This window comes from Marinilabiliales bacterium, assembly GCA_007695015.1.
In the GTDB taxonomy this organism is placed as follows: domain Bacteria; phylum Bacteroidota; class Bacteroidia; order Bacteroidales; family PUMT01; genus PXAP01.
The window spans coordinates 54995-69356 of record REEN01000058.1 but is presented as its reverse complement, the minus strand read 5'-3'; the positions used below and the strand labels follow the sequence as shown (position 1 = coordinate 69356).

General features: G+C 46.2%; 13 protein-coding genes. 10 read left to right on the top strand and 3 right to left on the bottom strand.

Annotated elements, in window-relative coordinates; all coding sequences use genetic code 11:
• Positions 1–6 precede the first annotated feature (6 nt).
• The 9 genes from hisD to EA408_07515 all read left to right on the top strand — a co-directional run bounded on the left by hisD (position 7) and on the right by EA408_07515 (position 9985).
• Entirely contained in the window at positions 7–1326 is a 1320-nt protein-coding gene (gene hisD, locus EA408_07555) for a histidinol dehydrogenase (protein ID TVR72165.1), read from the top strand.
• Positions 1305–2360, top strand: a complete 1056-nt coding sequence (gene hisC / locus EA408_07550; protein TVR72164.1) for a histidinol-phosphate transaminase — start codon at positions 1305–1307, stop codon at positions 2358–2360. The genes hisD and hisC overlap by 22 nt, the downstream gene beginning before the upstream one ends.
• 10 nt (positions 2361–2370) lie before the next feature.
• The gene (gene hisB / locus EA408_07545; GenBank protein ID TVR72202.1) at positions 2371–3495 is read left to right on the top strand and encodes a bifunctional histidinol-phosphatase/imidazoleglycerol-phosphate dehydratase HisB; all 1125 of its coding nucleotides are present in this window, start codon (positions 2371–2373) and stop codon (positions 3493–3495) included.
• Between the two features lie 35 nt (positions 3496–3530).
• The gene (gene hisH / locus EA408_07540; GenBank protein ID TVR72163.1) at positions 3531–4121 is read left to right on the top strand and encodes an imidazole glycerol phosphate synthase subunit HisH; all 591 of its coding nucleotides are present in this window, start codon (positions 3531–3533) and stop codon (positions 4119–4121) included.
• Positions 4118–4840, top strand: a complete 723-nt coding sequence (gene hisA / locus EA408_07535; protein ID TVR72162.1) for a 1-(5-phosphoribosyl)-5-[(5-phosphoribosylamino)methylideneamino]imidazole-4-carboxamide isomerase — start codon at positions 4118–4120, stop codon at positions 4838–4840. Before hisH ends, hisA begins: the two co-directional genes overlap by 4 nt.
• A gap of 16 nt (positions 4841–4856) precedes the next feature.
• The gene (gene hisF, locus EA408_07530; GenBank protein TVR72161.1) at positions 4857–5612 is read left to right on the top strand and encodes an imidazole glycerol phosphate synthase subunit HisF; all 756 of its coding nucleotides are present in this window, start codon (positions 4857–4859) and stop codon (positions 5610–5612) included.
• A gap of 5 nt (positions 5613–5617) precedes the next feature.
• The gene (locus tag EA408_07525; GenBank protein TVR72160.1) at positions 5618–6211 is read left to right on the top strand and encodes a bifunctional phosphoribosyl-AMP cyclohydrolase/phosphoribosyl-ATP diphosphatase HisIE; all 594 of its coding nucleotides are present in this window, start codon (positions 5618–5620) and stop codon (positions 6209–6211) included.
• Between the two features lie 106 nt (positions 6212–6317).
• The gene (locus EA408_07520) at positions 6318–7397 is read left to right on the top strand and encodes a cytochrome-c peroxidase (GenBank protein ID TVR72159.1); all 1080 of its coding nucleotides are present in this window, start codon (positions 6318–6320) and stop codon (positions 7395–7397) included.
• 44 nt (positions 7398–7441) lie between these two features.
• On the top strand, positions 7442–9985 hold the full coding sequence (locus EA408_07515) for a fasciclin domain-containing protein (protein ID TVR72158.1): 2544 nt from the start codon (positions 7442–7444) through the stop codon (positions 9983–9985).
• A gap of 83 nt (positions 9986–10068) precedes the next feature.
• Here the strand turns inward: EA408_07515 and EA408_07510 are convergent, their stop codons facing one another.
• On the bottom strand, positions 10069–11469 hold the full coding sequence (locus tag EA408_07510) for a serine/threonine protein kinase (protein TVR72157.1): 1401 nt from the start codon (positions 11467–11469) through the stop codon (positions 10069–10071).
• 17 nt (positions 11470–11486) lie between these two features.
• Complete coding sequence (locus EA408_07505; protein ID TVR72156.1) at positions 11487–12077, bottom strand: sigma-70 family RNA polymerase sigma factor; 591 nt, start codon at positions 12075–12077, stop codon at positions 11487–11489.
• Positions 12078–12262: 185 nt separating this feature from the next.
• Between EA408_07505 and msrA the strand changes: the two genes are divergently transcribed.
• Positions 12263–12892 (top strand): peptide-methionine (S)-S-oxide reductase, encoded by a 630-nt coding sequence (gene msrA, locus EA408_07500; protein ID TVR72201.1) that lies wholly within the window; start codon positions 12263–12265, stop codon positions 12890–12892.
• Positions 12893–12937: 45 nt separating this feature from the next.
• Here msrA and EA408_07495 read toward each other — a convergent pair whose 3' ends face one another.
• Positions 12938–14359, bottom strand: a complete 1422-nt coding sequence (locus tag EA408_07495; GenBank protein TVR72155.1) for a glutamate synthase subunit beta — start codon at positions 14357–14359, stop codon at positions 12938–12940.
• Positions 14360–14362 lie beyond the last annotated feature (3 nt).

The window sequence follows — 14362 nt, the reverse complement described above, 5'->3', positions numbered from 1 at the left end:
GTAGCAATGGAGATTTTTATCAATCCCCCTTTCGGGCAATGGGAGGAGCTTTGCAGGCGGCCTCATATTGACAATTCAAAGCTGGAAAAGGATGTCCGGGATATAATGGACATGGTAAAGCGTGAAGGTGATGATGCGCTTAAAAAATTCAGCCGGCAGTTTGATGGTGCTGAGGTGTCTGATCTGCGGGTTGCTGATGAAGAAATCAGGAAGTCGGCAGACCTCCTTGACGGCCGGCTGAAGGATGCAATAAAGCTGGCAGCGGGTAACATTGAAGCTTTTCACAGGGCACAGAAACCTGCTGAAGTGAAAGTTACCACCATGCCCGGAGTAGAGTGTACGATGAAGTATCTTCCGATTGAAAAGGTAGGTTTGTACATTCCCGGTGGCACAGCCCCGTTGTTCTCAACGGTCCTGATGCTTGCCATACCGGCACATATTGCCGGTTGCAGGGAGGTAATCATCTGCACGCCTCCAGGTGGCAATGGCGAGATCCATCCGGCAATACTTTATGCAGCCTCAATTTCAAATGTAACCACTGTTTACCGTACCGGAGGGGCACAGGCTGTTGCTGCAATGGCATGGGGCACGGAGACAATTCCCAGGGTTGACAAGATATTTGGTCCTGGAAACCAATGGGTTACAATGGCGAAGCAGATTGCAACAAGTTATGGAGTTGCTATTGACCTTCCTGCTGGTCCCTCAGAAGTTGCCGTGATAGCTGACAATACCGTTCCCTCCTCTTTTGTGGCTGCTGATCTCCTATCCCAGGCTGAACATGGCGAAGACAGCCAGGTGATGCTGTTGACCACTGACAACACAATAATTGAAAAGGTTAAAATTGAGATTGAGCGCCTTATGAACCGTCTGCCAAGGCGCGATATAGCATCAGAAGCCCTGAAATATTGCCGTATTCTCCTGTTTGACACCTATGATGAACTGATGGATTTTACTAATGCCTATGCTCCTGAACACCTTATTATTGCAACTGAAAATTACAATGAACTTGCTGACAGGGTATTGAACGCCGGATCTGTTTTTCTTGGAAACTACACGCCGGAGAGTGCGGGAGACTATGCATCAGGTACCAACCATACGCTTCCGACAAATGGTTTTGCAAGGGCCTGGAGCGGTGTCGGAACCGGTGCTTTTATGAAGCGGACCAGTTTCCAGGAAATTACACCCGACGGGATAAGGGCCCTCGGACCCGTAATTGAGTTTATGGCCCAGGCAGAAGAGCTTGAGGCTCACAGGCAGGCCGTAAAGGTACGTCTCGATTATCTGATGAATAAAACCAATGAATCATGGAATCAGTCAATTCACTGATCAGGAAAAATATCAGGGAGCTTAAACCTTATTCATCAGCCCGCGATGAGTTTGAGGGTGATAATGCGGTATTTCTGGATGCCAATGAGAATCCCTATTTCCGTCCCCTGAACAGGTATCCCGATCCGCGACAGCGATATCTTAAAAAAGTTATTTCAGATATGACGCAGCTCCCTGCTGACAATATTTTTGCCGGGAACGGGAGCGATGAAGCCATTGACCTGCTGATGAGGGCATTTTGTGAGCCCGGTACAGATAACGTTGTAGCACCTGACCCAAGTTATGGAATGTATGAGGTGGCTGCTGCCATTAATGGGGCTGAATACCGCAAAGCTCAATTAAATGAGGATTTTTCTCTGAATACGGAAGCGCTCAGGGAAGTTGCGGATGGCAATACCAGGATAATATTCCTGTGCTCGCCAAACAATCCTACCGGAAATAGTTTCATGCGCAGTGAAGTTCTTGGAATACTGGACTGGTTCGGTGGCATACTGGTTATAGATGAAGCTTATATCGATTTTTCCGGAACTCAGGCTTTTATTGACGATGTACTGAAGATCCCGAATTTGGTTGTTTTACGTACGCTTTCCAAGGCCTGGGGGAGGGCAGGGATAAGACTTGGAATGGCATTCGCCGGAAGGGAAATAATTGATGTTCTTAATAAAATAAAGCCCCCATACAATGTCAATTCACTCACAATTGACGAGGCCGTAAGAACATTGCATGATTGCAGGTTGAAAGATCAGGTTGTTGCCGGGATTATTGATACAAGGTCAATGCTTTTTGAAAGACTTAATAATTATTCTTTTGTTAAAAAAGTCTATCCGTCTGACGCGAACTTCATACTTGTTAAGGTTGATGATGCCGAAGATCTATACAGTTATCTTGTAGACATAAACATAATAGTGAGAAACCGTTCTTCGGCAACAGGATGCAGTAATTGCCTGCGAATTACAGTAGGCAGCCATGAGGAGACAGACATTCTTCTTGATGCCCTCGGAGAATATGAAAGATCGCACAAAAATCACTCATAAAAACAGACAGATGAAGAAGGCATTATTTATTGACCGCGACGGCACGCTGATAGTTGAGCCCCCTGATGACTATCAGGTTGACTCACTCGCGAAGCTGGAATACCTGCCTGGTGTATTCAGGGCGATGTACAATATTCGAAAAAACCTGGACTATGAGCTGGTTATTGTGTCCAACCAGGACGGACTTGGCAGTGAAAGTTATCCTGAGGAGGATTTCCTGTCAGTCCAGGAAAAGATGCTCAAGGCTTTCGAAAATGAAGGCGTTGTTTTTGACGAAATTCTGATCGACAGGTCATTACCCGAAGATAATCTTCCTACAAGGAAGCCCGGAACAGGACTTTTAGGCAAATACCTTGAAGGGGACTATGATCTGGGAAATTCTTTTGTTATCGGAGACAGGCTGACTGACATTCAGCTGGCTGACAATCTTGGATGCAAAGGAATATTGATAGGCAGCCCGGAAAGAATTGCAGAGGTCAGGCAGGCTTCGCTTGAAAAGAGTTGCTCACTTGTAACAGCCTCATGGAATGAGATCTTCATGCACCTTTTACTGCCTGAGCGAACTGCCACTGTCAGAAGGGAAACATCTGAAACGAAGATAGAGATTGATCTATCCCTTGATGGGACAGGAAAATCTAAAATTGAAACCGGGCTCGGTTTCTTTGATCATATGCTGGAACAGATCGCAAGACATTCCGGTTGCAACCTGGATATAAGGGTCAGGGGAGACCTGCACCGGGACGAACATCATACAATCGAGGATACGGGACTGGCTCTGGGCCAGGCATTTCTTAAAGCTCTCGGAAACAAAACAGGGATTGAACGGTACGGATTTTTTTTGCCTATGGATGATGCGGCAGTTCTGTGCGGGATTGATTTTGGCGGCCGGTCATGGCTTAACTGGGAGGCTGATTTCAATCGCGAAAAGATAGGTGATGTTCCTACCGAAATGTTTTCCCACTTCTTCCACTCTTTTAGTGAAGAAGCCAGATGCAATCTGTACGTCAGGGCTGCCGGAAAAAATGAACATCACAAGATAGAAGCCATTTTCAAGGCGTTTGCACGGTCAATCCGTATGGCTGTGAGGAGGGAACCACTGAACCAGGAGTTGCCGACGACAAAGGGAATGCTTTAGTAGTTAAAAAAAATATTGGACCAAACACACTTGAGGTGAATAGCAGAAACGATATAGTCATTATAAGGTATAATGCCGGCAATATCAGGTCGGTTGATTTTGCACTGCAGCGACTCGGGTTATCTTCTGAGATAACTGATGATCATGAAAAGATCAGAAACGCAGGCAAGGTCATTTTTCCCGGAGTGGGTGAAGCGTCAGGCACTATGGAGCATCTCAGGGAGAGGGGACTTGATTCTGTAATTAAAGAGCTGAAGCAGCCTGTATTGGGCATATGTCTTGGCATGCAGCTTATGTGCCGGTTTTCCGAGGAAGGGAATACAAGTTGCCTCGGCATTTTTGATGCCGATGTGGTCAGGTTCAGGACGGGGAAAGTTCCCCATATGGGATGGAATGAACTGGAAGATCTCCGTGGGTATCTCTATGACAATTCAGCCGGCAGGGAGTTTGTCTATTTTGTTCATTCCTATTATGTACCCGAGGTAATGAATACTACTGCCGTCAGTGATTACGGGTGCAGGTTTTCAGCATCACTTGAGCGGGATAATTTTTTTGCAACGCAATATCATCCTGAAAAATCAGGAAGTTACGGCGAAAAAATATTACAAAGATTTATTCAATTATGATTGAACTGATACCGGCAATAGACCTGATAGAGGGCAAATGTGTCAGGCTTGAAAAGGGGAATTTCAATTCGAAAACGATTTACCGGGATGATCCGGTTGACCTGGCGAAAAAATTTGAGGACCTTGGCTTCAGGCGACTGCATATAGTCGATCTTGAAGGTGCGGGCAAGGGCCGGCTGACCCATCTGAAGGTGTTGGAAAAAATTTCGGCAAGAACTGCCCTGTTCACTGATTTTGGAGGCGGGATAAAGGATCTGGCAGATGTCAGGTCCATATTCAGTGCAGGTGCATCAATGGTTTGCATTGGAAGTATGGCAGTAAAAAACGAAGACGAATTGGACAGGGTGCTGGCAGAATATGCAGGAAATAGGATCCTGCTTGCTGCTGATGCCAGGGATGAAAAGATTGTCATTTCCGGATGGAAAGAGGATGCCGGGATACCCCTGATCGAATTTATCGGGAAAATGATGAAAAAGGGTATTTCAACTGTTCTTTGCACTGATATTGAGCGTGACGGGATGCTGTCGGGGACCTCGGTAGGCCTGTACAAAAAAATCATGGAAAACTATCCGGGCCTTTTCCTGATAGCAAGCGGAGGTGTCGGATCTGCAGGTGATATAGGATTACTTGATGAGTCCGGTATCCCGGCAGTGGTTTTTGGAAAGGCATGGTATGAAGGTAAAATCAGGTTTGACGACCTTAAAAATTTCTTTGTATAACAGATAATTGATCGATATGCTTGCAAAAAGAATTATTCCCTGCCTGGATGTACTTGACGGCAAGGTTGTGAAAGGTGTTAATTTTGTTAACCTGCAGGAGATTGGCGATCCTGTTGAGCATGGTGCATGGTATTCGGAACAGGGGGCAGATGAGCTGGTTTACCTCGATATTACAGCTACCCATGAAAAGAGAAAGCTTCTGACCGGTCTTGTAAGAAATGTAGCTGAGACTATAAACATACCATTTACTGTTGGAGGAGGTGTGAACGGAATTGCCGATGCCGGGATACTGCTGGAGGCCGGGGCTGACAAGATCAGTGTTAATTCAGCTGCGATACTTGATCCCGCACTGATCGACCAGGTGGCAAAATCTTTCGGAAGCCAGTTCCTTGTGGTGGCAATTGATGCCAAGAACCATGATGGTAAGTGGGTTGTATACAGAAGCGGAGGGCGGATAGTGACCGACCGCGAACTGTTTGAATGGGCATCTGAGGTGTGCGACAGGGGAGCGGGTGAGATACTCTTTACATCAATGGACCATGACGGGGTGAAAACAGGCTATGCATGCAGGGAGCTTGCACTTATGTCGGAGAAGTTACCTGTGCCTGTAATTGCCTCAGGAGGAGCAGGAAAACCCGAACATTTCCTGGAGGCCTTTACTGAGGGGAAGGCTGATGCCGCACTGGCTGCCAGTGTATTTCATTACAATGAGATATCAATACCTGATTTAAAGCAATATTTAAGCAGTAACAATGTACCGGTAAGATTATAAATATCATGGAAACAGATTTTGAAAAGTGCGGCGGGCTGGTTCCCGTCATAGTCCAGGACTCCCTGACAAAGCAGGTTCTGATGCATGCCTGGATGAACAGGGAAGCTCTTGACCTCACAAAGAAAACAGGTAAGGCAACCTTTTACAGCAGGTCAAGAAAGAAACTATGGGTTAAAGGTGAAACCAGCGGAAACTGGTTGAAGGTTGTCTCCATATCAACGGACTGCGATGGTGATACACTGTTGCTGAAGGCTGAGCCGGCCGGACCGGTATGCCATACCGGCAGTGATACCTGTTTTGGCGAAGAGAGAAACAAGAATATCGGATTTCTTAAAGTTCTGGATGAGGTGATTGCTCAGCGAAAGAGGGAGTTGCCTGATGGATCCTATACAACAACATTGTTCAGGTCGGGTGTGGAGAAGATTGCCCAGAAAGTGGGTGAAGAAGCTGTTGAACTTGTGATTGAAGCTGTTGGCGGCCGTGACAGGGAATTACTTGGTGAGGCTGCCGACCTGTTGTATCATCTGATGGTTCTCCTGCGACATCGTGGACAGTCCCTCAAAAGCGTCGTTGACGTTCTTGAAGAACGCCACTCCTGATCGGGATTTAATCTTAATATATATTGATGCCTTTCCTTGAATGATCTTATAAAAAATGCCTTATGTTTTTATATATTGCATTCATTAAAAACACAAATCATTGAAAATGAGATCGCATTTGGTTCCTGCATTGGTGCTTTCCGGTTCGCTGACAGCTTTTATTATTTTCATGTTCAGTAATTGCAACGGACAAAGACCTTCTGAAATGAGTCAAGAACAGGTCATTCATGAACAGGCACTGGTTTTTTTTCGACCCATGCCTGAGAATGCATTCAAAGAAGGGGAAGAGGCTTGTGACGAGCTTATCGAGCTTGGTAAGATGCTCTATTATGAACCCAGACTCTCCAAAAGCGGCCTGATCAGCTGCCACACCTGTCATAATTTTGGCCTGGCAGGTGTCGATAATCTGCCTGTATCAATCGGCCACATGTGGCAGAAAGGTCCCAGAAATGCTCCAACAGTGCTGAACGCAGCGTTGCATAGTTCACAGTTTCTTGACGGCAGGGAGCCGGATGTTGAATCACAGGCACTTATGCCAATCCTTGACCCCGTTGAAATGGCCTCGTCGGAAGAGCATGTTCTTGCAGTTATTGGTTCAATACCTGAATATGTTGAACGTTTCAGGAGGGCATTCCCTGAGCAGCAGGAGCCCCTGGTTTATGAGAATGTTGGCATCGCCATAGGTGCATTTGAGCGGATACTGCTTACCTTTTCGCCATTTGACAGCTTTCTGAAAGGTGATATGAGTGCACTTTCCGAAGATGAACTACGGGGTTTGGTTACATTTATTGATGTCGGATGTACCACATGCCATGTCAGGGAGACTCTTGGAGGCCATACATTCGCAAAGTCTATAACTCCCCGGGAACTTTCCGGCGATGCTGAACCTGACCTTGGAAGGTTTGAATTTACCGGCCGGGAAGAGGATAAGCATTTCTTTAAAGTGCCTTCCCTTTTAAATGTTGCAGAAACCTTCCCCTACTTTCATGACGGAAGCGAGTGGTCACTGAGGGAGGCAACCAGGGTTGTTGCCATGTCTCAGCTTGATGTTAAACTTACCGATGACCAGTTAAACGACCTTGTAAGTTTTATGGAATCCCTTTCGGGGGAAGTTCCCGAATATGCCAGGCTTATTCCCGTATTGCCTCCTTCAACTGAAACGACGCCTCTTCCCGTTTTCGACTGATCTCCCGGCAATCAAATTTCTACATTTTTCACGGTTTTTGAGCCGTGATGAGCCTTTTTCATGTATGTAGTAATAGAAAGCGATGCTATTTAAATTTAAACTTAATAAACATGAAAAAGGTTTTTGGACTTATATTCACGGTTTTGTTGTTTTTTGTTACATCCTGCGAGGATGATGAGGTTTCACCCGATTTCGGCATAATAGCAAATGCAGGAGATGACCGGGAGGTTTTTGCGGGTGAAGAGGTAATTCTGGACGGGACCGGCACTGTTGATGAGTCGGGAGAAGGCTTCCAGGCGGACTGGTCTTTTGTTACAACTCCCGAAGGGAGCGAAGCTGTAATAGTTGATGCTGCCTCAATTACGGCCAGGTTTACCCCGGACATTGAAGGTGAGTATTCAATCAGGCTTACTGTTGAGAACGATTATGGCTCCGACAGCGATGAAATCAATATCCTGGCCATTGATGCAAGTGACATGGCAACCATTTTTGAACTTGCAGAAAATACTGAAGGTTTTTCCATTCTTACCGAGGCAGTTTTAAGATTTCCTGAACTTGTTGCATTCCTTTCAGATGAAAATTTGTCACTTACCCTCATGGCTCCAAACGATGAAGCTTTTGAGGACCTGTTTGCAGCATCCGCTTACAATTCTTTGGATGACATACCCGATAATATCCTCCTTGATATACTGCTTTACCACGTAATAGGAGAAACTATTCTCAGGGCTTCGGATATTGCGGGCGGGTCAGTACTCAAACCCATGCTTGAGGGAGCTGAAATAATTGTTACTGTCGACGGTGAGGAGATATTCCTTAACAATAATGCCTTAATAAGTTCGGCTGATATTCATGCAGTAAATGGAATCGTGCATGTTATTAATGCAGTACTTCTTCCGCCGTTAAAGATATCGGGCGACTTCAGCGAAGACCTGGTCTTGTCGGCTCCGTTCGAGTATTTTGTGACCAGCCGTATGCGCATATTGAACCAGTCAACACTAACAATTGCCCCAGGTACCAGGCTTAGTTTTGCAGAAGATGCTTCGCTCATTGTACAGGATGGAAGTATTATATCGGCAGAGGGCACGGCAGAGGACCAGATCCTGCTGACAGCGACTGAAGAGACCCCGGGATGGTGGAGAGGCGTCCAGATCAGGGAGACGCAAAGCACTGCGAATATCCTTGACCATGTAATCATCGAATACGGTGGTGGTGGCACATACTGGTCCACACAGTCACGAACAGCAAACCTGGTTGTTGGCGGAAGAATCTCATCCGAAGCTGCCCGTGTAACTGTCTCAAACAGCATCTTCAGGCACAGTGCCGATGCCGGAATATATGTGAGAGATCCTTCTGAATTACCTGCTTCCGTAAATAACAACTATACCGGAAACAAGATAAGTGGCATTATACCGGCAACCGGAATTGAGTATTTTGATGGAAGCTCCGCTTATACCGGTAATGAAACTGATGGTATAGTAATCTATTCAGGAGATTACAACGTGCGGAACGTGACATGGAAGAATTCCGGGGTGCCTTATATCGTGAATGACAGGATCCGTATCTCCGAAATTGAGCTTACCATAGAAGCCGGGACAGAGTTTGCTTTTAACAACGACACTTACTTCCAGGTAAGAGATGGGGCAATCATACGTGCCCACGGTGAACAAGGGAATCCCGTAATGTTTACTGCAACGGAAAACACACCGGGATGGTGGAGAGGCTTCAACATCCAGGGCTCGATGAGCACCCAGAACGTTCTTGACCATGTAATCATAGAATATGCAGGAGGCAATGGATTCTGGTCAACTCACAATACATATGCAAATCTTGTAATCGGGGGAAGAATTGCCAGCGAGGCTGCACGACTGCGCGTGACCAACAGTGTTTTTAGGAATAGTGAGGAACATGGTCTGCATCTGACAAGCAGTTCTGAAATGCCTGCATCATCGGGCAATATTTATACTGACAATATGAGAGCCCCCGTGTTCATGGGGCAGTCCGGCATGCATTTTATGGATGGTGGATCATCATTTACCGGAAACAATGGAAATGATCATATCCTTGTTGTCAGACAAGGTGAAACATCGGGAAATATAACATGGAACAAACTGGATGTACCCTACCGGGCAAGGGAAGAACTGCGCATTTTCGAAACTGAACTGACAATTGAGGCCGGTGCTGTCTTTGAGTTTGAAAACGGTGCCGGACTGGCTTTCAGGGATAACACTGTGATCAGTATCGAAGGCACATCTGACGATCCGGTACTGTTTACAGGTTCAGAAAAAGTTGAAGGCTGGTGGAAAGGATTGTTGTTAAGTAATACACCGAGCTCACAGAATACAATTGACAATGTTATTATTGAATACGGAGGAGGAGGGAGCTACTGGTCAACCCATAACCAGCTTGCCAACCTTGTTATCGGTGGACGTACCGGTTCTGATGCTGCAAGGGTCAGTGTTACCAACAGTATATTCCGAAACAGCGGTGATTACGGTATCGTTATAAGCGCCGAATCTGATGTCAATGACGATCTTTGCACTGAAAATGTGTTCGAAGGAAATCAGGGCGGCAACTGCTTCTTCAGGTAGACTGTCAGACGGTACATGAAGAGAGATGATCCTTGTTATATGAAATTCGGGGAGGTATGCCAACAGTGTGCCTCCCCGAATTATTATTGCGGGTGGTTTTGATCTTCAGGAGAGTTGCTACGATTGCCGGTATGCTCCGGTAAGTATCCCGGCCAGGGCAAAGATACTCCTGGTGACAGGTGGCCAGGCTTGTAGCTGTCAATATGATTCTTGTAATATGGCCGGGTTATATTGCCATCCGGGCCGGTTTCACCGGACCCTGCAGGAGAATCATGGTTAACATGGTTCTGCCACACCAAAACTGATAAAAGGGAGATTAAGTTGACTGCCATGGCAGCTATGGGGATTACCAGTTCTTTTTGTTTCCTGATATATTTTCCAAATATGTATTTTGAGGTCTGTTCCCTTGCCTTTAGAGGCAGACAGTAGAGAATACTTTCGATATCCTGCCTTAATGCCAATGCACTCAGGTACCTGGATCGGGGATCAACAGCAAGTGCCTTGCATAACAGGGCATCCATATCCCGGCATATCATATTGGAAAACCGGCGTTTGAATGTACCTTTTAAAAACCTTTTCAGTGTTTCCGGGGTCAGATCATATTCTCGTGGTTGTGATGCTGGTGAGAGGTGATTACAACCTGTAATTAAAAGATACAATACTTTGCCCATCTGGTAAACATCCATTGCAGTAGAAAGCCTTCCCCCGCCAAACTGTTCCGGGGCTGAATAGCCTATTGTACCAGAAAAAGCAGCTTCATTGGAATGGGCGCCGTTTTCATCGACCGGTATTGAAATTCCGAAGTCTACCAGTTTGACAACCCCGTCGGAGGTTACAAGAATATTCCCGGGTTTTATGTCTTTATGAATGATCTTATTGTCATGTGCATATTGAACAGCATCGCACACCTGCAGGAACAGTTTCAGGCGTTCACCCAGTTTTAACTTTGATTCCCTGCAATAGGCATCAACCGGAATACCGTCAATGTATTCCATCACCAGGTAACTGTATCCCTCATCTGTAATGCCTCCGTCAAAGAATCTTGCAATATTTGGGTGATTCAGGCGGGACAGCATCTGCTGTTCTGTCCGGAATCTGTTTTGTGACTGGGAATTGCCGGAAGGTGATCCTGAAATCTTTATTGCAACTTCCTGCTCGATCTGGCCGTCAACCCTCTCTGCAAGATATACCGAAGCTTTCCTGCTTCCGGATAACAGCTGCTTAATCCTGAATTTGTCAATGATCTGTCCTTCACTGTATCTGATTATGCCCGCCTCAAGTTCTGATCCGATCCTGCCTGTCAGTCGCTCAAAAAACATCTCAGCCTCTTCCCTGTTCTCCAGAAGCCGCAGGACATTCTTTACCACAGCTTCCTCTTCAATGCCGCTTTCAGCAATAATACGGTTCCAATCAGACGGAAGGGCATTTTCGCACAATTCAAACAGATACGATGTTTTGTCATATTCTTTTAACCGACCAGCCATAAGACGGGGTGTTAAGTTTATCCCTCAATATACTGGGTGTAAAGCCATGAACGTGCCATGCTCCAGGAACGTTTTACCGTTGCCGGGCTGATCTGAAGGACCTCGGCCGTTTCCTCAACTGACATACCTCCAAAGAACCTGCATTCTACTATTCTTGCCTGCCTGTCATTGCAGGCTTCCAGTTTTTCAAGGGCATCATTTATCATCAGAAGCTGTTCTGATGTCTGATCGCTCAGTTGCAGGGAAGCTTCGGAACCGGTGCCTAAAGCCACCTGTTTTGTACCACCGCCACGTTTTAATGTTCGCTTTTTTAAAGAGGCATTTATTAATATCTGACGCATCGCTTTGGCTGATGCGAAAAAGAAATGTGACCGGTTTTTGAAACTGCCGGATCCTGTCCGTAAAAGCTTCAGATAAGTCTCATGTACAATAGCGGTTGTATTGAGGGTGTCAATATCGAAAAACCTGACCCTCAGATTGTGGGCATTTTCCCTGAGTTCAGCGTAAGCAATGGATACCAGCTTGTTCAGCGCATCATTATTGCCATTGCCGGCTTCCTTTAAGTAGTATGAGATTTCCCTTTCGTCGATATTGCCGGTTTCTGCCATCTGGTAGGATTTTGTGAATATAACCGTAGATGTCAATTCATATGATACAACAAGTTGAATGCAGAATTGTTGAATCAAAAAAATTTGAATTCTTTAACTTTTTGGTTTGTAACCAGGTTGGAATTAAATTGTTAATACGAAGCTGAACATTATCGGTACATAGTTTGTTTAAAATAGAAAAGATCATGATTGTAACAATTTTTTATATAATATTAACCCTGTTATACCCGGCATCCGGTTATACATCAAACATTTCAGTAAAAATGAATGATCAGGTTGAAAACACAGAAATAATCACTCTCGGCGCCGGTTGTTTCTGGTGCGTTGAGGCAATCTTTGAAAGAGTAGAGGGCGTGACAGATGTAAAATCGGGTTACTCAGGCGGAAATATTCCTGATCCGACCTACAGGGAGGTAACTTCCGGGCGAACCGGACATGCCGAGGTAGTTCAGGTTACCTATGACCCGGCAGTTTTGCCCTTTGCCAGGCTGCTTGAGATATTTTTCATGACACACGATCCGACAACCCTTAACCGGCAGGGAGCTGATGTCGGCACACAATACCGGTCGGCAATTTTCTATCACACTGACGGACAGAAACGCGTAGCTGAAGAGGTAAAGGCGATGCTTGACGGTTCAGATATCTGGGACGACCCTATAGTGACTGAAGTAACCCCCTTTTTGGGCTTTTATGAGGCAGAGGATTACCACCAGGAGTATTTCAGGAATAATCCCAACCAGGGTTACTGCCGGATGGTAATAGCCCCCAAGGTCGAAAAGTTCGAGAAGGCTTTCGAAAACTATCTTCGCAAGTAATTGAGAGCCTTTAAGCGTCAAGCAATAAAAATCTTCATCATGGTATCAGTCCCCCGTAAGATAAGCTGAGATCGAATTTGCAGCTCTTCTGCCTGAAATTATAGCAGTAACTACAAGAGATGCCCCGGAGGCGCTGTCGCCGGAGGCAAACACTTTTTCATTGGTCGTGTTGTAATTGGAATCGATCAGTATATTTCCCTTTTCATCAAGGCCTAACCCGAGATCGGTTACAAGTCCATCGTGTACCGGGTGAAGGAAACCCAGGGCAAGCAACACCAGACCGGCTTTGATCTCTCTTCTGCTGCCCGGTATTTCCCTTATCTCCATCTTTCCGTTATCTGACCGGATCCATTTGACATTAGAGATTTCAGCTTTTTCAACCTTGCCGTCATTCCCCTTGAATCTGATTGTTTTGACTCCCCATAGACGTTCGCAGCCCTCTTCATGCGATGAGGATGACCTAAGTGTGTCGGGCCAGTAGGGCCAGGGATTTTCCATTCTCCTTCGCAGAGGTGGTTCAGGCATTATTTCCAACTGGATAACTGAATTTGCACCCTGCCTGTTTGCAGTACCAACGCAGTCTGATCCGGTATCGCCGCCTCCGATTACAAGAACATCCTTCCCTTTGGCTGATATTTCATCTTTGCCGGGGGGGGTGCCGGCTACAATTCTGTTCTGACTGGTCAGGTAATCCATGGCAAAATGAATCCCTTCAAGTTTCCTGCCATCGATATCCAGGTCGCGGGGTTGCATTGCGCCGGTGGCAAGGCATATGGCATCAAAGGATCTAAGAAGCTCGCCGGCGGAAATATCTTTACCCGCATCTACAGAAGTCCTGAACAGCACCCCTTCCTCTTTCATCAGATCAAGTCTCCGGTCAACAATATTCTTGCCCAGCTTGAAATCAGGTATTCCATATCTGAGCAAACCTCCCGGCTCATCGTCCTTTTCAAACAGAGTTACCAGGTGTCCATCCCTGTTCAGAATGTCGGCACATGCCAGTCCCGCCGGCCCCGACCCAATCACGGCAACCCTCTTTCCGGTGCGGTTCTCAGGCGGTCTTGCAGTGATATATCCGTTTTTAAACGCCTTCTCAGCTACCGCCGCTTCATTCTCCCTTATTGTTACAGGTTCTTCATGTATTGCCAGTACGCATGACTTTTCACATGGAGCAGGACAAACCCTGCCGGTAAATTCCGGAAAATTATTGGTTGTATGAAGAATATCTGATGCAGCTTTCCAGTCGCCCCTGTAAATTGCATCCTGCCACTCGGGCATGCTGTTGATTACCGGACATGCCCATTGGCAGAACGGGACACCGCAGTCCATGCATCTTGATGCCTGCAGTTTGCGATCTGTCTCATTAAGTGTCTGTTCGACCTCTGAGAAATCATTCAGCCGTTCATGTACCGGCCTGTTGCCTCCCTCTTTGCGGGCCACCTTAATAAATCCCCTTGGATCTCCCATGTT

Coding starts and splice junctions, on each gene's coding strand:
- hisF (TVR72161.1), top strand. CDS start 4,857: ATGCTTGCAAAAAGAATTATTCCCTGCCTGGATGTACTTGACGGCAAG.
- EA408_07505 (TVR72156.1), bottom strand. CDS start 12,077: ATGGCAGAAACCGGCAATATCGACGAAAGGGAAATCTCATACTACTTA.
- hisD (TVR72165.1), top strand. CDS start 7: ATGGAGATTTTTATCAATCCCCCTTTCGGGCAATGGGAGGAGCTTTGC.
- hisC (TVR72164.1), top strand. CDS start 1,305: ATGGAATCAGTCAATTCACTGATCAGGAAAAATATCAGGGAGCTTAAA.
- hisA (TVR72162.1), top strand. CDS start 4,118: ATGATTGAACTGATACCGGCAATAGACCTGATAGAGGGCAAATGTGTC.
- msrA (TVR72201.1), top strand. CDS start 12,263: ATGATTGTAACAATTTTTTATATAATATTAACCCTGTTATACCCGGCA.
- hisB (TVR72202.1), top strand. CDS start 2,371: ATGAAGAAGGCATTATTTATTGACCGCGACGGCACGCTGATAGTTGAG.
- EA408_07510 (TVR72157.1), bottom strand. CDS start 11,469: ATGGCTGGTCGGTTAAAAGAATATGACAAAACATCGTATCTGTTTGAA.
- EA408_07525 (TVR72160.1), top strand. CDS start 5,618: ATGGAAACAGATTTTGAAAAGTGCGGCGGGCTGGTTCCCGTCATAGTC.
- EA408_07495 (TVR72155.1), bottom strand. CDS start 14,359: ATGGGAGATCCAAGGGGATTTATTAAGGTGGCCCGCAAAGAGGGAGGC.
- EA408_07520 (TVR72159.1), top strand. CDS start 6,318: ATGAGATCGCATTTGGTTCCTGCATTGGTGCTTTCCGGTTCGCTGACA.